Genomic DNA, 23,411 nt, shown 5'->3' on the forward strand with positions numbered 1-23,411 from the left:
TCAAACAAGTAACCAATATGACCACTATCAGCAGCGCTTATAAACACGGTCAAACGCACCCCACCACTGGTCGTATCGTCCGTAGGGAACCTAAGATAGGCAAACCAGCCAGACGGAGGTCTCCATGAGCATGCCAGCACCGTCCCCTCAGGAGGCGTTCGTTCAAGGCCGCATCATCAATCTCGTTCGGTCCGGCCGCGCACGCACGCGGCCGGAACTGGAACTGGAGACAGGCCTGGGCCGCAAGGTCGTCCACCAACGTGTTCAGACTGCTCTGGCGGCGGGCCTGCTCGCGGACGGTGAGCTCACGCCCTCGGGTGGCGGCCGTCCGTCACGGTCACTGCGCTTCTGCGCGGACGCCGGTCATGTTTTCGCCGGCGTGATCGGTGCCGAGGAGCTCACCGCTGCCGTCGCGGACCTCGACGGCAACCTGAAGGCCAAGCAGCACATGGACTGGAACTCCTCACTCGGTCCCGACGCGACGATGGAGCATCTGGACGAGATGTTCGTCAGCCTTGCTCGTCGAACCGGCACGCGCCCTTGGGGTTTCGGAATAGGTGTCGCTGGGCCGGTCGACTTCGGATCCGGCCGACTCGTCGATCCCCCGATCATGCCCGGCTGGGACGACTACAGCGTTCGCTCGTGGCTGCGCGAGAGGTACGACGCACCCGTGTGGGTGGACAACGATGTGAATCTGATGGCGCTGGGAGAGTGGCACAGGGGCCGGCCGGCCGATGGGCGAGATCTGCTGTACATCTTCCTGGACACCGGCATAGGCGGTGGGCTGATTTCCCGCGGAAAGGTGTTCCGCGGAGATTCGGGAGCGGCCGGGGACATCGGCCACATCCAGGTCACCGAAGACCCGACCATCCTGTGCCGCTGCGGACGTACCGGATGCCTCGAGGCCGTCGCGGGCGGATGGAGCATCGCCCGGCGGCTGACGGCACATGCGTCCGAGAGTCCTGTTCTCACCGCCTCGCTCCGCGGCAGAGATGCGTTGTCTGCCGGCGACATCGCCACCGCGTTCTCGGCGGGCGACCCGCTGACCCTCACGATGCTGCACACCAGCGCCGCCACGGTAGGGACGACAACGGCGAATCTGGTCAACTTCGCCAACCCGGGAACGGTTGTCATCGGAGGCGGCGCGCTTCGGCTGGGCGACGAATTCTTCGCCGAACTCGAGCACGCTCTGCGACACCGAACAACCGCCCTCGCGGGCCGACACCTGACGGTTCGGCGCGCGTCCCTGGACCACACCGAGGGGGTCGTCGGCGCGGCCATTCTCGCCGTCGAGCACCTTTTCGATCCGGACATGCTCGGCTTGTGGGCACCGAGCGGTTCACCGCTCGGCTTCGCAGCGCCGCTGCAGAAATCCACCTCGGGCAGCATCTCCGCGTAATCCTCGACATATGTGCCATATGAACTGAACGTGCATAGTTTTCAGCCTTTCCGCAGTTCTCCTGCCGGCTCGAGTTGATGCCTTCTGTGCCACCGATCGTCGATCTCAATTATGGACTGAACAGTACATAAAGGGTATCGTCGTGACATGCCTCGACCTCGTGAATTCGACGAAAACGCTGTCCTCGACTCTGCTCGAGACCAGTTCTGGACATCCGGCTATGCCGGGACGTCCATGGCGGACCTGACGGCCGCAACCGGATTGGGAAAGGGCAGCTTGTACGGCGCCTTCGGCGACAAACACGCCCTTTTCGTACGAACCCTCGAGGGTTATTGCGCCGACGTCGTTGCGCACACGCACGACGAACTGACGACGGGTGGCCGCGCCATCGACAGGCTGATCCGACACCTGAGGGCCACCGCCCGCGGAGGGGCCGCCGACCCACGCCCCCGCGGTTGCATGATGGCAAAAGCTGCGGCCGAACTCGCCTCGCACGATGCGGCGGTGTCCACCGTGGTCGAAGCCTCCCTCGCGCGGTGGCACGACGATCTGGCGTCGTGTGTCGCTCTCGCACAGGAGGAAGGTGACGTCTCGGACGACGTCGACGCGGACGCTCTGGCTTGGGCGCTGCTGACGGCCGCGCGCGGCTTCGAGGCACTGCGCAAGGGCGGGGTCGCGCTGGACCACGTCGAGGCCGCACTCGAGCAGCTGTTAGCCATGATCCCGCGCACCACCCGGAAGACGTAACCGCCCGCCCGAATCGAGTTATTGTCCAATCGGTACAGAATGGGGTAGCCTCGGTGACACGACCCGCCCGCAGTGGGTGGATCATCGAGAACGGACCCGAAATGACAACCAGAACAGCAACATTCGACTTCACCGACAACGTCGTCATCGTGACCGGTGGCACGAGCGGCATCGGCCTTCAGGTGGCGACCGATTTCGTTCGATCCGGTGCCCACGTCGTCATGGTCGGCCGTGACCGAGCCAAGCTCACGTCCGCAGCCCAGAGCCTGCCGTCCGGGTCGGTTTCGACAGTCGCGGCGGACATCTCCGATCCTGAGCAGGTGCGGGAGCTGGTCGAATCGACGGTTCGCGATCAGGGCGGCATCGACGTCGTCATCAGTAACGCAGCGCAGTTCGTCCCTGGAGACATCACCGATGTCTCACCCGAGGCGTGGGCGAGCCTCCGGGCGACCAACATCGACGGGTTCTTTCACGTCGCCCAGCAGACACTGCCGGTGCTCGCGGAACGTCGAGGCACACTGATCGCCACCTCGAGCGTGTCCGGACTGCGTGGCGACTGGAATCAGGCCGTGTACAACGCATCCAAGGGTGCAGTCTCCCTGTTCGTGCAGTCCCTGGCCTTGGATTGGGCCGCCAAGGGAGTACGGGTCAATGGAGTGGCACCGTCGGTCACCAACACCGATGCCGTCGCCGGTATCACGCAAAATCCAGCCGTCCGTGCGCAATTCGAGAGTCGCGTTGCGATGGGACGCCTCGCGGAGACGGACGACATCTCCTCGGCATTCCTGTTTCTGGCCAGCGACGCCGCGAAATACATCAACGGCGTGATCCTCCCGGTCGACGGGGGCACATCGGCATCGACGGGCCAGGCACACATCGCGGGGTGACACCTCCCCCGCTTCCCGTTCAGGAGGGACCGGTGACGCGTGTCGGATCCCAGTACTCGCGCATCCATTCCAGCCGCTCCGACGAGCCGAGCGAAAACCGCACGATGTAGTCCTGCTCGTACGGACGGCCGGTTGCCAGCACCACGCTCGATGCGTGCAGTTCGGCGAGCCAGTGCGTTCGAGCATCGCCCAGTGGCCACACGTCGATCGTCCCGAATGTGAACTGTCCGAACAGTTTCAACCCGGTGAAGTACTCGACTATGCGATCGATACCGTCCAGCCTCTCGGGGCTCCCGACGGCCGGCGCGTAGGGGAACTCCACGACACCGTCGGCATCCCAGATTTCCCGCAGAGTCGCTTCGTCACCGACCGCTGATGCCTCGAGATGCCTGCGATACATGTCGAGGGCGTTCATGCGCTCACCGGCGAGAGCAACTGCTCGCGATGCGCCTCGGCGAACGACTCGAACGATCGTGGCGGGCGGCCGGTGACGGCCTCGACCTCGTCGGTGATGCAGTCCCATTCACCACGCGCAATACGAGTATCCATGTGCGCCAACATTTCCGCCATTTCTCTGGGGAGGTCACCGAAGACCTGCTCGATCAGGACGTTCTCACTGACCCGATCATGTGCGATCGGCCGTCCCAGCACGCGCGAGAGCACATCGGCAATGTCGTCGTAGGCCAGCGACTCGGGTCCGGTGATCACTACCTCGCGTTGCAACGGCTCGTCGAGTAGTGCCCGCACCGCGACGGCGGCGATGTCGTCGGCGTCCACGAACCCCACCCGGCCATCACCGGTGCCCGTCCGCACGATATTGCCGAGACGAATCGATCGTGCCTGCGGGTGATTGCCGAGGAAGTTCTGCATGAACCACGACGGCCGAAGAATTGCCCACTCGGCAACCGAAGTAGGCAGCGCTCGGTACGCGGCTCCCAATCCGCCGTCCTCGGGGCCGATCGACTGAGCGCCGTGCAACACGACCCGCTTCACACCCGCGGTGGTTGCCTTCTCGCACCAGTCGATCAGCATCCGTGCGGGTTCGGCAACTCCGCTCGGCGGGATCAGATACGCGGCATCGACGTCCGACATGACCGGGACGTACGTACTCGGGTCGTTCCAGTCGAAGCGCGCCCACTCGATGTTCTCGTGCAACTGCCGGCCACCGTTCCGTGACCCTGCGCGAACCTTCACCGACCGGTGGAGACGCTGAACGATTCGACTGCCGGTGGTACCGCTGGCGCCGATCACCAACACTCGCTGCATGCCATCGCGTTTAGGCTGAGAATGAGTCATGACGACAGACTAGCAAAAAACGGACCGCCGGTCCGCTTGATGGAGGTGCAGGTGCCCGAACGCGACAGAGTCGACGCAATGCGAAACACCCAGTCGATCCTCGAGGCTGCCGACGAGCTGCTTCGATCCTCGGAGTCGTTGGAGGATGTGACGATGTCGGGTGTCGCCGCTCGCGCGAAAGTCGGCAAGGGCACTGTTTACCGGGCATACGCAGACAAGGCAACGCTGCTCAAAGCTGTGATGACCCAGCGCAGTGCACCACTGCGCGAGGCCATCACGTCATCCGACGGTGATCTCGGCGCGTCCAGACCTCCGGAAGAGCGTTTGATCGCCGTTCTGGGCGCACTCACCCGGTTCAAGCTCGACAATCGCCTGCTGTCTTCGGCGCTTGAACAACTGGGCTCCGGAAGCCCCTACGACGCAGCCACTTACGGGTGGTGGCATTCCCTGATCTCGGACATTATTCATGACACGACCGACGAGGTCGACGCCTCTTACCTGGCGCACCTACTGCTGGCCGGAGTTCGGTCGGACCTGCTCGAACATCTGTTGACAGGCGGACTGCACCCCACGGACATCATTGCCGATGTCGAGGCAACGGCGCGATCGCTGATCGGCAGCATCGCACGCCGTACCCAGAACTAGCGATCGGTCCCGTTGCTGCATCACCGCCCGAGACCTCGACACCAAGATGCGCTTGTCGCTGAGGGCACCGGAAAATTCCTGTCGGTCGAAACATCCGGACCTAGACTCCGTTTCATGTCGCCTCGTCCCGAACCATTTGTCTCGACGACTTCTGCTGCAGCGCTGGATGACTTGAGAACGCGACTTCGTGCGACGCGGTGGCCGGACGATCCCGCTGATGCTGGGTGGTCACTCGGTGTCGACGTCGAGTATCTGCGTGAACTCGTCGACTACTGGGCCGAGGAATTCGACTGGACTGCACAGGAGTCGACTCTGTCGAGACATCCTCGCTTTCGGGTCGAGGTCTGCGGTTTGGGCATCCACTACCTGCATGCGCGGGCGGTGTCTCCGGTAGGCCCCGTTCTGCCGGTGGTCCTCAGTCACGGTTGGCCGGACTCGTTCTGGCGTTACTCGAAAGTGGTGTCGCTGCTGACCGATCCCGTCGCACACGGTGCCGACCCCGCCGATGCCTTCGACGTCGTCGTGCCCGACATGCCGGGCTACGGCTATTCGGACAGGCCCACAGGTGCCCCTCTGAATACGATTGCGGTGGCTGGTCTTTGGGCTGACCTGATGGATATTCTGGGGTACTCCCGTTACGGGGCTGCGGGAGGTGACATCGGCAGCGGCGTGAGTCGCTACCTGGCACTGGACCACCCCGAGTCTGTCGTGGCCGTCCACCGCATGGATGCGGGGCTGCCCGTGTTCACGGGTGACCGCACCGAGCTGACACCACAGGAGCAGGACTTCCTGGACAGCTCCGCCGCGTGGGGCAATGCAGAGGGCGCATATGCTGCGATGCACCGTACGAAGCCGCAGACCGCTGCCGTCGGGTTGACCGATTCCCCGGCCGGCTTGGCCGCGTGGATCGTCGAGAAGCTGCGCGCGTGGACCGACTCCGACGGGGACATCGAGCGCAGCTTCAGCAAAGACGAGATCCTCACCGACGTCACCCTCTACTGGCTCACCGAAACCATCGGATCGTCGATGCGTATGTACAACGCCAACACGTCCATTCCGCTGGAGCAGCACGCCCGCCGCGTCGAGGTGCCGTCGGGGTTCTCGTTCTTTGCGGGTGACCTTTTCACGAATCCGCCCCGCGAGTGGCTCGACCGCGTCGCGAACGTCGTTCGTGTTAAAGACCTTCCACGCGGTGGGCACTTCGCGCCCTTCGTGGAGCCGGAACTGTACGCGCAAGAACTGCGTGACTTCTTCCGGCCGTACCGTTCGACTTTCGGGTAGATCGATCGGGAGACGTCGACTCGCCCCGTGCATTCAGGCCGACGACGATCAGGAGGCGACTGTAGATCTGTCGGCCTCGAGCGGAGCCCAGGGGATTTCCCGAAGGGCAGGACAATGTTCAGGTGTCGGGTTGTGTGCAATATCGATCATTCGGTCGAGGACGTCGCGCGTGGCGGCCAAATCGGCCATCGCCGCGGTGATGCGGTCGCGTTCGACTCTCATGATCTCGAAAGCCTCGGGTGAACTCTGGCCGCTGTCGATACAGGGCAGCAGTTGCAGGATCTTTCGACTCGACAGACCCGCCGAGAAGAGTTGCTGGAGGAGCTTGACGCGCTCTACCGCGGACTCGGGGTAGACACGCTGCTCGCTGGAGGTACGTTCGGACGCCAACAAACCCTGCTCTTCGTAGTAGCGCAGGGCTCGAGTGCTCACGCCTGCCAGGTGCGCGACTTCGCCTATTCGCATCCCACTGCTCCCCTGGTGAAGATTTGCCTTTCGGACTTGCCCTTGACGTTAACGTGAAGTTCTAGCGTTGTCGATGTCGGACCGATCAGGGCCGAAAAAGACACCTCACGATGAAAGCAAGGTCCCCATGGACTTCTCCGATCAGATCGCCCTCGTCACCGGAGCCAACCGCGGCATCGGCCGTCAGTTCGTTCTCGAGTTGCTCGACCGTGGTGCCGCGAAGGTGTACGCGACGGCCCGCAGACCCGAAACACTCGACTTCGACGACACCCGGGTGGTGCCGGTGGCGCTCGACCTGCTCGACAACGAATCGATAACCGCAGCAGCATCTTCGGCGTCCGATATCACGTTGCTCGTCAACAATGCAGGCATCTCCACCGGTGCCACGCTCGTCACCGGTGACCTCACGGAAATTCGACGCGAGATGGACACGCATTTCTGGGGCACACTGAACGTCATTCGTGCTTTCGCCCCGATCCTTGCGGCACACGGTGGTGGCTCCATCATCAACATCTTGTCCGCTCTGTCCTGGTTCTCCACCACGCAATCCGGTGCCTACTCCGCCGCGAAGGCCGCCGAGTGGAACATGACGAACGGCGTGCGCCTCGAACTTGCTGCGCAGGGAACCTTCGTGCAAGGGGTTCTGCTCGGCGCTGCCGACACCGACATCGCCGCCGGCTACGACGGACCGAAGATCGACCCCCGCACGGTCCCTGTCGCAGCTCTGGACGGTCTGGCCAACGGCTCCATCGAGATCATCGTCGACGAATGGACCGCCATGGTGAAACGTTCGCTCGCAGGCGATCCCGCAGCTTTCTACGCACAGATGGCCGAACTACTCGGAGCGAACTGAACCCGAGTGCTACGCCTCAGGGCGGGTGTCGATGAGCCGATTCACAACGTGTTCAGTCCAGCCGATGCGGCGACGAAGTAGAGGCCGTCCCCCATGAGAAGTACCGCTTCTGCGACAGCAGGATTATCGCTGAGTATGCTCGGTCGTGGCCCTCCGAAGTACGGTTGCCCTCGGCCCAAAACCCCCAAGGTTCGCGGACCGCCTATATATTCGAGAAACGCAAGAACGGGGCGCTCCCGATCCACATCGTGCGATACGTTTTGGGAGCCGTCTAGTGGGCAAATCCTGGTCACTCGCGCCGTTGTGGATGCAGCCACAGGTCGGCAACGGTCTGATCGCCGTCGTGTTGGGGCAACGACGCGTTCGGGCGGTGCGGCGGTTCATCGGAGTGGCAACCTTGCTGATCGGTGCCGCCGGCATGATCCTGTTGCCCTCCGACGGTTTGAACGACTACGGGAACGCTGTAGTCCTGACATTTGCGGCATCCACTGTGCCGGTATCACTGGTGTGGTTCACACGAGCGTGGAGCGGCAGGTACGACTGGCTGTTTCTCCTGTACGCAGACATCGGCATCGTCGCGGTTCTGGGCGTCTTCGAATCGCCTTTCGACGCACTTCCCGGGGCGGCCCTGCTGTCGATCGTCTCGCTCTTCGCCTTGGTTCTGGTCAGTCGAGCGGCGTTCATCTCGCACACGCTGTACGCCGTGGCAGTTGCCATATGGTTGGCCGCCGGCGCGCTCGAAGAGACGACGGACCCGTGGTTGGTGGTCTCCCGTTTCCTCACCATCTCCGCTCTCCTCGCTGCCCCACTCGCCGTGCAGATGTATCTCGGTCAGCTCTACAGGCAGATCGCCCGGGCCCAGAACGACCGGGAGACCGGCCTGTTCAACCGTCTGGGACTCGAATCGACTCTCGGCGTTCGAGAACCGCCGCCCGGGCAAAGCGCCACGCTTCTCGCGGTCTCGGTCACGATAAGCGATTTCGAGAACCTCGGGAGAAAGTTCGGCCGTGCCGTCCAACGAGCAGCGGTAGTAGAAACCACAGAATTGTTGCGGGGCAATGCACATCACGGAGACGTGATCGCTCGGACCGCACCGGGCGATTTCGTCATCTGCCGCTGGAAGGAAGTGTCCGACGATCTTGTGACAACGCTGCACGACTTCGAAGGCCGACTTGCTGAGCACCGATTGAGCACTGCGCCGATCGCGCTTTCCTGCGGGGTTGCAACGGTGTCCGGGTCGGCCACGGCCCGCGGAGCAGGCTCCGCATGGATGGTGCAGCGCGCACTCGACGCAGCCGAACTGCGCAGACGGTCCAATGTGCAGGAATTCCAAGGTAAACCCCGACCGACGCGAGAGATGAGCGAACGCATTGCCGATCGTGTTCGGACCTTGATTGCTGCTGGTGGGCCCGCCATCGCCTTCCAGCCGATCTTCACCGCAGCGGACCTGGGTATCGCCGGATACGAAGCACTGTCGAGGTTCCCGAACACCACCAGCACGACTGAACAGTGGTTCGCTGACGCGACGGCGGTAGGCCTGGGCCCAGACCTCGAACGCGCGGCCATCGTGGGTGCGCTCGCGGCTTCCGAGACTCTACCGTCGGACGCTTTCCTCGCACTGAACGTTTCGGCCGCCACACTTCTCACTGCCGATATGCCCGAACTCCTGCTCGACGTCCAACACCGACAGATCGTGGTCGAACTCACCGAACACGAAGACGCACAGCATTATCCGGCGCTACGAAGCGTCTTGAACCGACTCCGACAGTCCGGCGTGCAGATTGCGCTCGACGATGTCGGCTCCGGGTACGCCGGCATCCGGCAGCTGGTGGACCTCGTCCCCGATATTCTCAAACTGGACGCCTTCATCGTCCGAGGGTCACACACCGACATCGCCCGAAGAGCAGCTGCCGAAGCAATCGTGACGTTCGCCCACCGCACCGAAGCGCGTTGCGTATTCGAGGGAATCGAGACCGCCGAGGACCTCGAGTCCGCCCGAGCGTTGGGCGCTCACCTCGTTCAGGGCTTTTATCTGGCGCGCCCCGAACTACCGCGATTCGGCTGATGACCGGCCAGGTATGGGCGGCTGCAGACCGCGGTGCAATGACGTCGTAAACCGCACTGTGCCTTGCACTTCGGCCGATCTCTGGCCATAGTTCGCGCAATCGCGTAGGAACATGACATGGAGGATCACTGCGCAGGCGTTGCACCGATCGGGCGGCTGGGTGGATCCCCGTGGCGTCTCACCGGATTCAAGGTCGTGGCCGCTGTGTTTCTTTTACTTGCACTCGGCCTCCTCATCAGTGCCGCTGTCACACGTTCGACGACTCTGCTCCCCATGGCGGCCGTCGCAGTAGTCGGGGCCGGCATACAGTGGGTGTTGGCCCGCCGATTTTCCGAACACACTGTTGTGTATTCCTCGGAGCTCGTCCTGCATAACCGACAAGGTCCGTACGCAACAATTCCACGCGGATCGGTGACGGCATTTCGCATCGTCGAGCACTACGATTCTGCTCCACGCATCGTTGCTGTGCAGTTCGGCGACCAGGAAACAAACATCGCAGGAGCCGATCAACCCCAGGGAGGTTGGATGCGAGACGTCATCAGACCGCAACGAAGCGCGAAGGCAATGAAGGCGAAACTCGATCACTGGCTGACCACCGGCAACTACCCCGACTGAACTCGAGGCGTGGCCGACCTCGAGACACCGAGCGAGCTTCCCGCTCATCGGCAGGATGGACCGTCCTCGACAACGACACGGTTGGACCGCATCGCCCACATCGATCCGACATCGATGTCGCGGAACGTGTCGGCACTGGCGGATTCAGCGGTGGCGAGAGCACTGGGACGCATCGCCGGCTGCGAGCCGACCGAGGTGGTACCGAGCCCCCTCGATGACACGAGGGACGGTGGCTCAGCCGCAGGCCCCTAGGTGATCCAACCCCGGCAGATGGCCGCGGGGGTCCCCACGGGAGTCCGCTTCAGTTCCTGATGGCCCCCGCGACCCCGATGACTCCGGATGCGACGAAGCCGAGAATCAACACGAACAGCATGACAGCGAATGCGATTGCGGCGGCAGCGGACTTGACCGCGGTACCGCCGGCCTCGACGAAGTTCGACATCTGATCTCCCAGTTCCGTGCGTCGTGAGACGCAGTTACTTAAGCGCGTTAGTAGAGCAACTATGGGCTACATCACACACTGAAGTCAAGAGTTCGGTTGGAAGCCTCGTCGCTTCAAGGCGCGAACTCGCTCGGCAGCACGCACTGGTCCGGTGCTTCCGCGCACGACGAGATGCGGTTCGACGATCATCTCGGACGCCGGCGCGGAGACGTCCTCCAGGCGCGTCACCGCGAACGCAACGGCGTTCTCGGCCAGAGCGTCGACATCCTGCCGCACGGTCGTCAGATCGATTCGAGAGAGCCGCGCAAGGTCGCTGTCGTCGTACCCGACGATCGACACGTCCCCGGGCACATCGATTCCGGCGCGGTCGAGTGCATCCATGAGGCCCAACGCGCAGCGATCGTTGCCCGCAAGAACCGCCGTCGGCAAGACGCCTTCGTCCAGCATGAGATGTCCTGCCGCGACCCCCGAGGCCTCGTCATGGGCTCCGGCGATCACTCGAGTTCGATCGCCCAGGTTGCGTCGATCCATCTCGACGCGATAAGCGTCGCTTCTGATCGCAGATCCTGGACCGGATCCCCCGTCGATGTGATAGATCTCGCGGTGCCCCAGTTCGATCAGATGGTCGACGGATTGCCGAACGCCACTGTCGTCGGCGCTGCGCACACTGTCGAAGTTGCTCGGAGGCAACGGTTTTGCCACGACAACGACGACGGCTCGCTCTTCCAACTCCTCGAAATACGATTGCCCCGAACTCGGGCCGAGCAGGATCAGCCCTTCACATCGGTGGCCGATCAGAGATTCGACGGCGGCCACTTCGTCGCGGCCCGGTGCGCTGGCCGAGAGTAGAACCTCGTAACCAGCGGCTTGCGCAGCCGGATAGATCCGCTTCACCAACTGAGCCTGGAACGGCTGCTCGACGTCGACCAACACTCCGATGGTCCGGCTGCGTCCGCGTGCCAACAGCTGTGCGGTCGCGTCGGGTGTGTATCCGAGCTCAGCAGCGATCCGAAGGACGCGCTCGCGTGTTCGCTCTCCCGCGCCGGCCTTACCTCCGAGAACGAACGACACGAGCGTGCGTGACACCCCAGCCCGGACGGCAATGTCGTCCATCGTGGGTTTTCGAGCTCGCGCTCTGGGCTGCGCAACAGCATCCGGGCGGTGATCGTCCTGCTCGCTCGCAGCCACTTCCCCCCCTGTGCCCGGACACCTCTGCCGAAACCGTACCGCCGGACGGCCTCGACGCCCGCACGTTCGATCGTATGACCTCGGCCCGACCTGTGACCCACTTCTCATTTGGCTGTCGATATGTTAAGACATACAAACATGGATTTCCTGCTCGCCAGCACATCGCCACCCACGGGTATCGGAGGATGAGAAACAGATGTCTTCAGCTCAACCAACCTCACGGAGTGCGCTCCCACCCGACACCCCGGGGACACATTCCCGACGGCTGGGCGTCATAGCCGTCGTCGCAACATTCGGCGGGCTACTGTTCGGCTACGACACCGGTGTCATCAACGGTGCGCTCGAACCGATGAAGGACGACCTCGGGCTCACGTCGTTCACCGAAGGCCTCGTCGTCAGCATTCTCATCTTCGGTGCCGCGATCGGCGCACTGGTCGGAGGGCGCCTGTCCGATAAATACGGGCGACGCCACAATATCTTGCTGCTCTCCGGCGTCTTCGCTCTCGGCACGATCGGGTGTGTGCTCGCCCCGTCGTGGGAGGTGCTCGCGGTATTCCGATTCGTCCTCGGTCTTGCAGTCGGTGGCGCGTCCGCCACCGTCCCGGTCTATCTCTCCGAGGTTGCACCTGCCGAACGACGAGGATCTCTGGTCACGCGCAACGAAGTCATGATCGTGAGCGGCCAGTTCGCGGCCTTCATCATCAATGCCATCATTTTCAACATCTGGGGTGACCACGATTCGGTGTGGCGGTACATGCTCGTGGTTGCACTCTTCCCCGCGATCGCGCTGTTCGTCGGCATGCTGCGGATGCCCGAGAGTCCGCGCTGGCTCGTCCTGCAGGGCCGCGACGACGAGGCACTGGCGGTTCTGAAGCAAGTGCGAACCGATGAGCGTGCTGTGGCCGAGATGGCCGAAGTGCATGCTCTGGCCGAAGAAGAGAGGCTCTCCCAGACCGGAGGTGCCGCGGACCTGTCCGTCCGCTGGATCCGGCGGCTCATCTTCATCGGCGTCGGCCTCGGAGTATTTCAGCAGTTCACCGGTATCAACTCGGTGATGTACTACGGCACACAGCTTCTCAGCGACGCGGGATTCTCCGACAGCGCAGCGATCATCGCCAACACACTCAACGGGTTGTTCAGTGTTCTCGGCATCACTGTCGGTCTACTCATCATGAACAAGGTCAACCGCCGCACGATGCTCATAGCCGGCTTCGGGCTCACGACCTTCTTTCACCTGCTCGTCGGACTGTCCGCGTTGTTACTGCCGGACGGCACTGCCAAGGCGTACTTCATCCTCGTCTTCGTCGTGCTGTTCGTCTTCTGCATGCAGGGCACCATCGGCCCTCTGGTGTGGCTCATGCTGGCCGAAATCTTCCCCCTCAAGATCCGCAGCTTCGCAATCGGAGTCTGCGTGTTCATGCTCTGGTTGGCCAACGCGGTTGTCGCGCTGGCATTTCCGCCTGTCGTCGAGGCACTGGGCATAGCGCCGACCTTCTTCATCTTCGTCGGGCTCGGGATCCTGGCGCTGATTTTCATCGTCACCCAGGTACCGGAAACACGCGGGCGATCACTCGAAGAATTAGAGGCCGGATTCCGTCGCGAGTACTCGTGACCCGAACGCATCGAAAGGACGGTACGACATGGCAATACTGGTTGCAGTATCAGACAACGAAGAGGGCCGCCACGCACTGCGCCTCGCGGCAGACGAAGCACGTGCTCTGCGCACCGAACTGATCGTGGTGAATTTGACTCTCGGCGGACTCGACGTCAGCGGACTCGATGCAGAGCTTGCCGTGCGAGTCATCGACCGTGCCGGACGCGCAGACCGTGATCCAGCAACAGCAGTTCTCGACGAGATCGACGCACATCCTGAAGTGACACGACTCGTCATCGGAATCAAGAGACGCAGTCGAGTCGGCAAAGCGTTGCTGGGCAGCATCACCCAGCGCCTGCTGATGATGTCGCCCGTCCCGGTACTGAGCGTCCAACCCAGCTGATCCGGCCACCGCCGGCACGAACACCGCCGGCATGAACATCTACGACGAGACCCTGTGCGACGCACCACGTCACGCAGGGTCTTTTCGTCGGTAAGGGCGCGCAGCTACATGCTGGTGATCGACCCATCGACACACAGCACGAAACCCCCGCTCCCAGAATGGGAGCGGGGGCTTCGCCGTACGAGCCTCAGTCGTTCTCGGGGCTCAGTCGTTCTCGGGGCTCAGTCGTTCTCAGGGAAGCCGAGGTTGATGCCGCCGTGGCTGGGGTCGAGCCACCGGCTGGTGACGGCTTTCCCACGGGTGAAGAAGTGGACGCCTTCCATGCCGTGGGCGTGGGTGTCGCCGAAGAGGCTGTTCTTCCAGCCACCGAAGCTGTAGTACGCCATGGGAACCGGGATCGGCACGTTGATGCCGATCATGCCGACCTCGACTTCGTTCTGGAAGCGTCGTGCTGCTCCGCCGTCGTTGGTGAAGATGGCGGTGCCGTTGCCGTAGGGGTTCGCGTTGATGAGTTCGAGTGCCTCGTCGTAGGTGTCGACACGCACCACCGAGAGGACCGGTCCGAAGATTTCGTCGGTGTAGATAGACATGTCGGTGGTGACGTTGTCGATCAGCGTCGGACCCAACCAGAACCCGTCAGCCGGTCGCAATCCCGTCGCTTCGTTCGCCCCGCCATCGGCCTGCACCGTGCGGCCGTCGACGACGATGGTCGCACCGGCGGCTTCCCCGGCGTCGACGTAGGAGGCGACCTTGTCGCGGTGCGCCTTGGTCACCAACGGTCCCATGTCGGCGCCGCGGGTTCCGTCGCCGGTGACCAACGGGGTGGTGCGTTCGACGATCTTCGCGACGAGGTCATCGGCGATGTTGCCGACGGCAACCAGTGCGGAGATGGCCATGCATCGCTCACCCGCAGAACCGAAGCCGGCGTTGACCATGGCGTCGGCAGCGAGGTCGAGATCGGCATCGGGGAGAACGATGGCGTGGTTCTTCGCGCCACCGAGGGCTTGGACGCGCTTGCCGTTCGCGGTGCCGGTGGAGTAGACGTACTGCGCGATCGGGGTGGAGCCGACGAAGCTGATCGACTTGATCGACTTGTTCTCGAGCAGCTCGTCGACAGAGACCTTGTCGCCCTGGAGCACGTTGAAGACACCGGGAGGCAGGCCCGCCTCTTCCCACAGCGCGGCTATCCACAGCGATGCGGTCGGATCCTTCTCGCTGGGCTTGAGAACCACCGTGTTACCCGCAGCAATGGCGATGGGGAAGAACCACATCGGCACCATCGCCGGGAAGTTGAACGGGGAAATGATGCCGACCGGGCCGAGAGGCTGGCGGATCGAGTAGATGTCGACCTTCGTCGACGCGTTCTCGGTGAAGCCACCCTTGAGAAGATGCGGTATCCCGCAGGCGAATTCGACGACTTCCTGGCCGCGGCTGATCTCGCCGAGTGCGTCGGAGAGCACTTTGCCGTGTTCGGCGGTGATGATCTCGGCGAGCTCGCCCTTCTTGGCGTTGAGCAACTCCCGGAACTTGAAGACGATCGCGGTGCGCTTGGCCAGTGAGGTATCGCGCCACCCCGGGAACGCCGCTGCGGCAGAGGCGATCACCGTGCGTGCATCCTCGACGGTCGCCAACGCCACCTGGCCGGTGACCTGCCCGGTCGCGGGATTGGTCACCGGCGCGGTCTTGTCGGACGTGCCGGCGAAGGGCTTTCCGTCCACCCAATGTGCAATAACGTTGTCGGTCATAGTGTGTCCCTCTGTGAGTGAAAGTCAGGAGTGCTCGGAGATGTATTTCTTCATGGTGTCGAGCTGGTACCGCGAGACTTCGTGGGCATTCTCGTTCTCCGCGAACACACTCGAGACCATGACGGTGTCGCGGTCGTAGAAGCCGAGCTTGCCGAGGCCGCCGAAGAACTGGTTCCAATCGACATCGCCGTCACCGATCTTGAGGTGCTGATGCACGCGTACGGCGTTGCCCGGAGGATTGGTGATGTACCGAAGCCCGTGCGAGCGATGATGATCCATCGTGTCGGCCACGTGCACCAGTCGCACCATGTCGCCCGCCGCCGTCATGATCGCGTCGAGATCGCCGCCCATATGGAACTGATGACATGCCACGATCACCATGCCGATGTTCTTCGAGTTGATTCCGCGAATGGTACGAACCGCCGCCAATCCGTCCTCGACGAAGTCGTCGGGATGTGGATCGATCAACACATCGAGACCTTCACGTTCGATGATGGGAACCAGTTCCTCCATCGACCGGTAGAAAGCCCGCTCGGACTCCTCGGGCTTTTCGGGGCGACCACTGAACTCGGTGTTCATGGTCGACACACCGAGATCCACGGTGATCTGGATTGCACGCTTCCAGTATCGAACTGCAGCCTCACGTGCGTCCTCGTCGGGACCGGACCACCGGAGCACCGGAAGTACGGATGCGATGCCGACACCGGCGTCGGAACACGCCTTCTTGAACTTGGCGACGAGGTCGTCGTCGGCTTTCGGGTGGTTGAAGAAGGGAATCATGTCCACGTGCGGAGTCAACTGCAGCCACTCGTACCCGAGATCGGCTACCACACCGGGTAATTCGAGCAGCGAAAAGTCGTGGTGAAACGGAGTCGGATCGAGAGCGATCTTCATTCGCTTCACGCGCCCGGGATCGAGGAACGCGGAACCATATCCACGGCCACGGGAGCACCCGACTCGAGCGACTTCACTCCGGCCTCGCACACAGCTGCCGCAGCGTATCCGTCCCATGCGCCAGGACCGTCCACATAGTTGCCGGTCTCGGCACCCGAGCGCACGGCGTCGACCCACCGCTGAATTTCCGTGTCGTAGGCCTGCCCGAAGCGCTCCTTGAACGACGGTGTGATCGTGCCGCCCCAGGTTCCGGGCGCGTACTTACGAACCAGGCCCACATCGAGACCGATCATGGCACTGCCGCGTTCGGCCACGACCTCTGTCCTGACCTCGTACGCGACGCCCGTGGTCACGAACACCTCCGCGTCGACGTGCCGACCGGTCTCGGTCGTGAAGATGGCGATCTGTGGATCCTTCAGTCCCGCGGGCGCATTCGTGTTGGCCGACGGTGTGATGATCTGCACCGTCGTGATTTCCTCGTCGAGCAGGAAGCGGGTGACGTCCACTTCGTGCACCAACGAATCCTTGACGATCATCGCGCTGTCGAAGTGCGGCGGCACAGCCGGGTTGCGATGTGCGCAGTGCACGACGAGCGGCCGACCGATATCGCCGGAGTCGATCAGAGCCTTGAGATCTGCGTACTCGTTGTCGAAGCGGCGCATGAATCCGACCTGGATCAGCTTCTTGCCCAGCTCGGCCTCGGCCTTCACTACTGCGAGGGATGTTTCGACATCGGTGGTCAGCGGCTTCTCGCACATGACGGGCTTGCCGTGCTCGAGACACGCGAGGAGCTGCTTCTCGTGCGTCGGACCGGGGGTCGCGAGCAACACGGCGTCGACCTCGGGATCGGCGATGGCGTCGATCGGGTCGTTGACGACCCGAGCGCCAGGGATGGACGCAGCGAGCTCTTCGGCCTTTTCGGTGAAGTAGTCGTTGACGACGGCAACGCGTGCACCGGCGATCTTCGAGGAGATGCGAGCGACGTGGTCGGCACCCATCATGCCGACCCCGAGGACGGCGATGCGCAGTTCGTTGGTCATGAAGAAAGTCTCCTTGCGGGTATCAGCTGAATTGGATGGACGGGATCCCGCAGGAGCCCAGGTACTTACGAGTGCGCTGGGCGATCGGCAGCGGGTAGTCCGGCTCGCACGGGTACATGTCCTGCTCGACGATCGCGAAGATGTCTGCGGTGAGCTTGCCTTCGTCGGCCAACCGCTCGATTGTCGACAGCAACGGCGGCATGTCCGGAATGCCGAGCGGCGGTTCGGTCATCGCGCCCAGCTTGCATGCCTCGCCGAACGGCAGATCCTCCGCCTCGACTCGGGCGCGGACGGCTTCGTCGACCTGCTTGAGATGCAGGTATCCGATGCGCTCCGGTGCGCGCTCGATGATCGCGATGTTGTCTCCGCCGCAGTAACTGATGTGACCGGTATCGAGGCACAGGTTGACGAACTCACTCGACGTGCCGTCGAGGAACCGATAGACGTTCTCCTCGGTGTCGACGTGAGAGTCCGCGTGCGGGTGGTACTGAGCCTTGACGCCGTACTGCTCGAACATGCGCTTGCCGAGCTCGTTCATACCCTCGGTCTTCTTGCGCCACTGATCGGTGGTGAGTGTGCGGTCCTCGAGTACCGCACCGGTGCTCGGGTCACGCCACATCTCGGGAATGACGACGACGTGCTTTCCGCCCACTGCCGCAGTCAGTTTCGCAACATCTTCGATCTGGGTCCACACCGCATCCCAGGAATCGTCCTGGTGCAGGTGCTCGAAAACGGTTCCCGCGGAGAGTTTCAGGTTGTGCGCTGCGAGCTCGTCGGACAGCTTCTGCGGATCGGTCGGGAGGTATCCGAACGGCCCGAGCTCTATCCACTCGTAACCCGATGCGGACACCTCGTCGAGGAAACGGCCGTAGGGGGTCTGCTGCGGGTCTTCCGGAAACCAGACGCCCCACGAATCAGGTGCCGATCCAACGCGAATAACGCTCATAAGATAATTCCTCTCGAAATGTGCCGAATGTTGTGGGGTGACTACTGGCCGGACGGACGCAGGAACGGCCGCTGAATTTTCTTCCACTTCTGATACGTCTCGTATGCGGTCTTCGTCGACTCGAGGGTCGAGGTTGCGCTGACCGGCACATCCCACCAGGACTCGGAATCCGGTGCGGCGATGAGTGGGTCGGTTTCGACGTGGATGACCGTGCTCGTCTCGCTCGCTTTGGCCGCCTTCACCGCGTCCGTGAACTCGTTGCCGTTGTTCACGCGGACGACGTCCACGCCGAGGCTGGCTGCGTTCGCCGCCAGGTCCACGGGCAGGATTCCACCGTCCAATCGACCGTCTTCGCTGCGGTAGCGGTAGTCGGTGCCGAACCGCTGCGATCCGAGCGACTCGGACAACGAACCGATGGACGCGAAGCCGTGGTTCTGCACCAGAATCATGATGACCTTGACGCCTTCCTGCACGGCAGTGACCAGTTCGGTCGCCATCATCAGGTACGAGCCGTCGCCGACCAGAATGAATACGTCGCGGTCGGGCTCGGCCATCTTCGCACCGATACCGCCCGCTACTTCGTAACCCATGCACGAGAAGCCGTACTCCACGTGATAGCCCTTCGCATCCCTTGTGCGCCAGAGCTTGTGCAGATCACCGGGCATCGACCCGGCAGCACACACCACGACGTCGCGGGGATCGGACAGGGTATTCGCGAGACCGATGACCTGGTTCTGGTTCAGCGGCGCAGACGAATCCTCGATGGCGTACACCGAGGTCACCGTGTCGTCCCAATGCTGTGCAAGCTCGGTGACCTTCTGGCGATAGTCGTCGGACACAGTGAAATCGCCCAGGGCCTCGGCCAACGCGTCGATGCTCTCTCGGGCGTCGGCGACGACCGAGACACCGCCCTGCTTGACCGAGTCGATCGACGCCACGTTGATGTTGACGAACCTGACGTCGGGGTTGGTGAACGCGGTCCGCGAGGCAGTGGTGAAATCGCTGTAACGCGTACCGATTCCGATGACGACGTCAGCGTCGGTGGCGAGTGCGTTGGCGGCCGTCGTTCCGGTCGAGCCGACTGCGCCGACCGATTGTGGGTGGTCGAAGGCCAACGATCCCTTACCTGCTTGGCTCTGCCCGACCGGAATACCCGTCGCTGCGCAGAACGAGGCAAGAGCATCGGTTGCACGCGAGTAGATCACTCCGCCACCCGCGACGATCAACGGCCTCCGCGCGCTGCGAATCACCTCGGCCGCCCGCTCGACGGCGGACTTCTCCGGGACTGGACGGGCCACGTGCCAGGTACGCGGGGCGAAGAGTGATGTCGGCCAATCGAATGCTTCGGCCTGCACGTCCTGGGGAATGGCGACCGTCGCCGCACCAGTCTCGACCGGATCGGTGAGCACGCGCATCGCTCCGAGCAGTGCGCTCGGCAGCTGCTCGGGACGCCACACCCGGTCGAAGTAACGCGACAGGGGCTTGAATGCATCGTTGACCGTCACATCGCCGCTGGACGGAAGCTCGAGCTCCTGCAATACCGGAGCACTGGCGCGGGTCGCGAAAGTGTCTGCGGGTAGGAGCAATACGGGTAGGCGGTTGATCGTGGCCAGAGCCGCGCCGGTCAGCATGTTGGTCGAGCCGGGCCCGACGCTGGCCGTCACTGCCCAGGCCTGCAGACGGTCTTTCTGCCGCGCATAGGCCACGGCGCTGTGCACCATGGCTTGTTCGTTACGTCCGAGGACATACGGTAGTTCCGGTTCGGTGCCGGCGTCGACAGCGTCGATCTCGGCCTGGAGCAATGCTTGCCCGAGGCCCGCGACATTTCCGTGACCGAAGATGCCGAACGCGCCCGCGAAGAATTTGGTACGGACGCCGTCGCGCTCGACGAACTGGTTGGCCAGAAACTTCACGACGGCCTGCGAGACAGTCAGATGCACTGTCGGCTCGGCGTTGTCGTTCTTGCTCGCCGAGATCGGCGCTGTGGACACCACGGTCATGCTCCTGTCGGTGCGGTGTGGAGGGGAAGGCGGGGGTCGATGGCCTGATCGGTCCAGCTATTACGAATCCACGTGTGTTCGGGGTCGTCGACGATGTTCCAGGCGCGTTCGGTACCGGGTCCGGCCATCACGTTCAGGTAATACATGTGATAGCCGGGAGCTGCGACGGACGGCCCGTGGTAACCGTGCGGCACCAGGACCACGTCTCCGGTGCGTACTTCCTCGAGCACCTCGATCGGTCGCTGCGGGGTGCCGTACACACGGTGATACCCGAAGCCTGCGTTACCTTCCGGCCCCTCGGCGATCTCGAAATAGTAGATCTCCTCGAGTGCCGATTCGGTCGCGGTGTTCTCGTCGTGCTTGTGGCCGGGATACGACGACCAGTTGCCACCGGGGGTGATGACCTCGCAGGCGATGATCGAGTCTGCCTCGAAAGTGTCTGCGGTGCCGAAGTTGTGAACCTGCCTGCTGCAATTTCCGGCACCACGCAGCTCCACCGGTATCTTCGAGGCCGGTACATACCGAAAGGGCAACTCGACTCCGGCACGCGCACCGCAGAGCGCGAACCGGCCACCGGCGGCGCTGTATATCGTGTACGAGGAATCCCTGCCGACGTAGACGAAATCGGAAGGACCGTCGAACACGGACGCTCGGCCGAGGAGCTCGAACGTCGTGTTGTCGCTGGTGACCGTAGCCGATCCCGACAGCGGCAGGACCATGATCTCGTCGCGACCGGATTCCAGTTCCAGGGCTTGCCCCGCGGCGAGCGTCACTGTCCACAAACTGGATTCGGTCCAGCCCGCGGAGTCCGGCGTGACGACGACGTCGAATCCGTCCTTACCACCGGAACCGGCAGCGATGTAGTACTCGGAGTTCATGTTTCACCTCACCATGTTCACGGCGGTACCGACAGCAGCTTCGACGTTTCCGTCCGGCGGGTAGAGCAACGTGCGACCGACGATCAGGCCCCGAACCGCGGGGATCTCCAGTGCGCGCGCCCAACTGGCGTACGTCTCCTCCGGAGCGGTCTGCGGGTCTCCCCCGAGAAGCAGTGTCGGGAACGTCGTGGCATCCATGACGCGTTCCATCTCGGGCACGACGGGAAGCTTCATCCACGTATGGGCCGAGGTGGATCCGAGGCCTTGCGTGATGTGAATCGACTTGATGACCGCGTCGGTACTCAAGTCGTTCTTGACACGACCTTCGACGCGGCGCGAGAGGAACGGCTCGACCATGGCGATCAAATTCGCCGCGGCCAGTTCGTCGATCGCCTGCGCACAGGCCGTCATCGTCGCCAGCGTGCCCGGATCGTCGAGCGCGATCCGGGTGAGCATCTTGGCACCGTTCATCCGCGCCTTCGCAGTGGAAGCAGCAGTGGCACCGGTCATTCGATCGTCCAACTCGAACGACGCGCCGGCCAAGCCACCGCGATTCATCGACGAGAAGACCACCTTGTCCTCGAGCGCACCGAGCAGCACGAGGTCGTCCAGAATGTCGGCGGACCCGAGCACACCGTCCACGCCGGGGTTGGCAAGCGCGGTGCGAAGCCGGTCCAGCAGTTCGGTGCGACTGTTCATGGCGGTCATGTTCGAGCCGACCGACAGTGCACCCCGGGCCGGATGGTCGGCAGCCACGATCATCAGCCGGCCGTTGCCGCGGATCGTCGGCCGGGTCACCCGAGTTGCCCACGCGCGTTCGATGGCCTGCGGGTCGGTGGCGCGAATCGCGGTGACCTCGGCGTAGCTGGTGGCCGCGGGTGCGGGGCTCAAGGTGGTCTCAGACATTGACAGCCTCCGTAGCGGTTTGTTCGGCGAGTAGAGCGACTTCGGTTGCAGTGGGCATTGCCGTCGAACATTCGAGGCGGGATGCCACGATCGCTCCTGCGGCGTTGCCGTAGCGCAAGATCTTTTCCAGGGGCCAACCGGCGAGCAGGCCGTGGCACAGCGAACCGCCGAAGCTGTCTCCGGCCCCGAGTCCGTTGACCACGTCGACGAAATTCGGTGCCACCGTGACGGTCTGCTTCTTCGTCTTGCCGAGAACACCTTTGGGGCCCATCTTGACGATGGCGAGGGAGACCCCGAGGTCGAGGAGTGCATCGGCCGCCTTGTGCGGGTCGGTCTCGCCGACTGCGATCTGGCACTCTTCCTTGTTGCCGACGGCCACCGTGACCTGTTCGAGCGCGCGGCGCACCTGCTCCGTTGCGGCGGCGGGCGAATCCCAGAACATCGGCCGGTAGTCCAGATCCAGCACGGTCAACGGTGCTCGATCTCGGGCCTCCCAGGCGGCGAAATGAGCGCTGCGGCTTGGCTCTTCGGACAATCCGGTAACTGTCGACCAGTACAGACGCGCGTCACGGACAGCGTCGACGTCGATGTTCGCCGGACGGATCTGGAGGTCGGGTGCCGAGGGCTTCCGATAGAAGTACAGCGGAAAGTCGTCGGGCGGGAAGATCTCGCAGAACGTCACCGGAGTCGCGAATTGGTCGTCGGTGACGACGAATCGGTTGTCGACGCCCAACCGGGCCAGTTCCGCGGCCACGTATCGACCGAAGGGATCGTTGCCGACGCCGGAGATCAACGCCGAGCGGCACCCCAGTCGCGCGGCGGCGACGGTGACGTTCGCGGCGCTACCGCCCAGGAACTTCCCGAAGGTGTCGACCTCCTCGAGACCGACCCCGGTCTGCAGAGGATAGATATCGACACCGCTTCGCCCGATGGCGAGGACGTCGAAGGCCGCGGTGTTCGCGTCGGCTGAGGTGGTCACTATCGACTCCATTGGTGTGAGGTGTTGGTGTTCGGTGAGGGCTTTCCCACGGTTCTTCGCTGTGTCCACTGTGCGTGAGCTCACATGCGAATGTCAATACTTTGTCCTGACATTCTTACTTCCGGTCAAGTGATGTTATCTAT

23 protein-coding genes are annotated in these 23,411 nt (G+C 63.1%); 10 read left to right on the forward strand and 13 right to left on the reverse strand.

The features are described from left to right. Nucleotides 1–124 precede the first annotated feature (124 nt). The 3 genes from ACFI9K_RS03795 (at nt 125) to budC (ending at nt 3,033) form a co-directional block, all read left to right on the forward strand. Nucleotides 125–1,399, forward strand: a complete 1,275-nt coding sequence (locus ACFI9K_RS03795; RefSeq protein WP_462662308.1) for an ROK family protein — start codon at nt 125–127, stop codon at nt 1,397–1,399. 147 nt (nt 1,400–1,546) lie between these two features. Continuing rightward, on the forward strand, nt 1,547–2,146 hold the full coding sequence (locus ACFI9K_RS03800) for a TetR/AcrR family transcriptional regulator (RefSeq protein WP_462662309.1): 600 nt from the start codon (nt 1,547–1,549) through the stop codon (nt 2,144–2,146). Nucleotides 2,147–2,247: 101 nt separating this feature from the next. After that, complete coding sequence (gene budC / locus ACFI9K_RS03805) at nt 2,248–3,033, forward strand: meso-2,3-butanediol dehydrogenase (RefSeq protein ID WP_462662310.1); 786 nt, start codon at nt 2,248–2,250, stop codon at nt 3,031–3,033. Between the two features lie 19 nt (nt 3,034–3,052). Here the strand turns inward: budC and ACFI9K_RS03810 are convergent, their stop codons facing one another. Next, on the reverse strand, nt 3,053–3,448 hold the full coding sequence (locus tag ACFI9K_RS03810) for a nuclear transport factor 2 family protein (RefSeq protein ID WP_462662311.1): 396 nt from the start codon (nt 3,446–3,448) through the stop codon (nt 3,053–3,055). Further along, a complete protein-coding gene (locus tag ACFI9K_RS03815; RefSeq protein WP_462662312.1) occupies nt 3,445–4,329 on the reverse strand; it encodes an NAD(P)H-binding protein in 885 nt (294 codons plus the stop codon). Before ACFI9K_RS03815 ends, ACFI9K_RS03810 begins: the two co-directional genes overlap by 4 nt. Nucleotides 4,330–4,407: 78 nt before the next feature. Between ACFI9K_RS03815 and ACFI9K_RS03820 the strand changes: the two genes are divergently transcribed. Both ACFI9K_RS03820 and ACFI9K_RS03825 read left to right on the forward strand, forming a co-directional pair. Further along, nucleotides 4,408–4,974 carry a TetR/AcrR family transcriptional regulator gene (locus tag ACFI9K_RS03820; RefSeq protein WP_462662313.1) on the forward strand — a complete coding sequence of 189 codons (567 nt, stop codon included), beginning with the start codon at nt 4,408–4,410 and terminating at the stop codon, nt 4,972–4,974. Nucleotides 4,975–5,088: 114 nt separating this feature from the next. After that, on the forward strand, nt 5,089–6,255 hold the full coding sequence (locus tag ACFI9K_RS03825) for an epoxide hydrolase family protein (protein WP_462662314.1): 1,167 nt from the start codon (nt 5,089–5,091) through the stop codon (nt 6,253–6,255). Between the two features lie 48 nt (nt 6,256–6,303). Here the strand turns inward: ACFI9K_RS03825 and ACFI9K_RS03830 are convergent, their stop codons facing one another. Continuing rightward, a complete protein-coding gene (locus ACFI9K_RS03830) occupies nt 6,304–6,720 on the reverse strand; it encodes a MerR family transcriptional regulator (RefSeq protein ID WP_462662315.1) in 417 nt (138 codons plus the stop codon). Nucleotides 6,721–6,847: 127 nt separating this feature from the next. Here ACFI9K_RS03830 and ACFI9K_RS03835 point away from each other — a divergent pair, with 127 nt between their 5' ends. From ACFI9K_RS03835 to ACFI9K_RS03845, 3 genes are all read left to right on the forward strand, one after another. Then, nucleotides 6,848–7,573, forward strand: a complete 726-nt coding sequence (locus ACFI9K_RS03835; protein WP_462662316.1) for an SDR family oxidoreductase — start codon at nt 6,848–6,850, stop codon at nt 7,571–7,573. Nucleotides 7,574–7,847: 274 nt separating this feature from the next. Next, nucleotides 7,848–9,638 carry an EAL domain-containing protein gene (locus ACFI9K_RS03840; protein ID WP_462662317.1) on the forward strand — a complete coding sequence of 597 codons (1,791 nt, stop codon included), beginning with the start codon at nt 7,848–7,850 and terminating at the stop codon, nt 9,636–9,638. Between the two features lie 117 nt (nt 9,639–9,755). Beyond that, nucleotides 9,756–10,253: a hypothetical protein gene (locus ACFI9K_RS03845; protein ID WP_462662318.1), complete on the forward strand. Its 498-nt coding sequence runs from the start codon at nt 9,756–9,758 to the stop codon at nt 10,251–10,253. Nucleotides 10,254–10,554: 301 nt separating this feature from the next. Here ACFI9K_RS03845 and ACFI9K_RS03850 read toward each other — a convergent pair whose 3' ends face one another. Further along, a complete protein-coding gene (locus ACFI9K_RS03850; RefSeq protein WP_462662319.1) occupies nt 10,555–10,695 on the reverse strand; it encodes a hypothetical protein in 141 nt (46 codons plus the stop codon). Nucleotides 10,696–10,779: 84 nt separating this feature from the next. After that, a complete protein-coding gene (locus tag ACFI9K_RS03855; protein WP_462662457.1) occupies nt 10,780–11,808 on the reverse strand; it encodes a LacI family DNA-binding transcriptional regulator in 1,029 nt (342 codons plus the stop codon). 217 nt (nt 11,809–12,025) lie between these two features. Between ACFI9K_RS03855 and ACFI9K_RS03860 the strand changes: the two genes are divergently transcribed. Further along, complete coding sequence (locus ACFI9K_RS03860; protein WP_462662458.1) at nt 12,026–13,495, forward strand: sugar porter family MFS transporter; 1,470 nt, start codon at nt 12,026–12,028, stop codon at nt 13,493–13,495. Nucleotides 13,496–13,523: 28 nt separating this feature from the next. Next, entirely contained in the window at nt 13,524–13,880 is a 357-nt protein-coding gene (locus ACFI9K_RS03865; protein ID WP_462662320.1) for a universal stress protein, read from the forward strand. 221 nt (nt 13,881–14,101) lie between these two features. On the opposite strand, the gene ACFI9K_RS03870 is transcribed toward ACFI9K_RS03865, so the two are convergent. Genes ACFI9K_RS03870 through iolC form a run of 8 tightly spaced genes read right to left on the reverse strand, consistent with a single transcriptional unit; the run spans nt 14,102 to nt 23,280 of the window. Next, on the reverse strand, nt 14,102–15,625 hold the full coding sequence (locus ACFI9K_RS03870; protein ID WP_462662321.1) for a CoA-acylating methylmalonate-semialdehyde dehydrogenase: 1,524 nt from the start codon (nt 15,623–15,625) through the stop codon (nt 14,102–14,104). A 24-nt stretch (nt 15,626–15,649) separates the two neighbouring features. After that, complete coding sequence (locus ACFI9K_RS03875) at nt 15,650–16,519, reverse strand: sugar phosphate isomerase/epimerase family protein (RefSeq protein WP_462662322.1); 870 nt, start codon at nt 16,517–16,519, stop codon at nt 15,650–15,652. A gap of 5 nt (nt 16,520–16,524) precedes the next feature. Continuing rightward, nucleotides 16,525–17,559, reverse strand: a complete 1,035-nt coding sequence (locus ACFI9K_RS03880) for a Gfo/Idh/MocA family protein (RefSeq protein WP_462662323.1) — start codon at nt 17,557–17,559, stop codon at nt 16,525–16,527. 22 nt (nt 17,560–17,581) lie between these two features. Further along, on the reverse strand, nt 17,582–18,505 hold the full coding sequence (locus ACFI9K_RS03885; protein WP_057478882.1) for a sugar phosphate isomerase/epimerase family protein: 924 nt from the start codon (nt 18,503–18,505) through the stop codon (nt 17,582–17,584). 41 nt (nt 18,506–18,546) lie between these two features. Further along, the gene (gene iolD / locus ACFI9K_RS03890) at nt 18,547–20,505 is read right to left on the reverse strand and encodes a 3D-(3,5/4)-trihydroxycyclohexane-1,2-dione acylhydrolase (decyclizing) (RefSeq protein WP_462662324.1); all 1,959 of its coding nucleotides are present in this window, start codon (nt 20,503–20,505) and stop codon (nt 18,547–18,549) included. After that, entirely contained in the window at nt 20,502–21,383 is an 882-nt protein-coding gene (gene iolB / locus ACFI9K_RS03895) for a 5-deoxy-glucuronate isomerase (protein ID WP_462662325.1), read from the reverse strand. Before iolB ends, iolD begins: the two co-directional genes overlap by 4 nt. A gap of 3 nt (nt 21,384–21,386) precedes the next feature. Beyond that, on the reverse strand, nt 21,387–22,289 hold the full coding sequence (locus ACFI9K_RS03900) for a Cgl0159 family (beta/alpha)8-fold protein (RefSeq protein WP_462662326.1): 903 nt from the start codon (nt 22,287–22,289) through the stop codon (nt 21,387–21,389). Further along, complete coding sequence (gene iolC / locus ACFI9K_RS03905; RefSeq protein WP_462662327.1) at nt 22,282–23,280, reverse strand: 5-dehydro-2-deoxygluconokinase; 999 nt, start codon at nt 23,278–23,280, stop codon at nt 22,282–22,284. Before iolC ends, ACFI9K_RS03900 begins: the two co-directional genes overlap by 8 nt. Nucleotides 23,281–23,411 lie beyond the last annotated feature (131 nt).

The organism is Rhodococcus sp. PSi06, assembly GCF_054960675.1.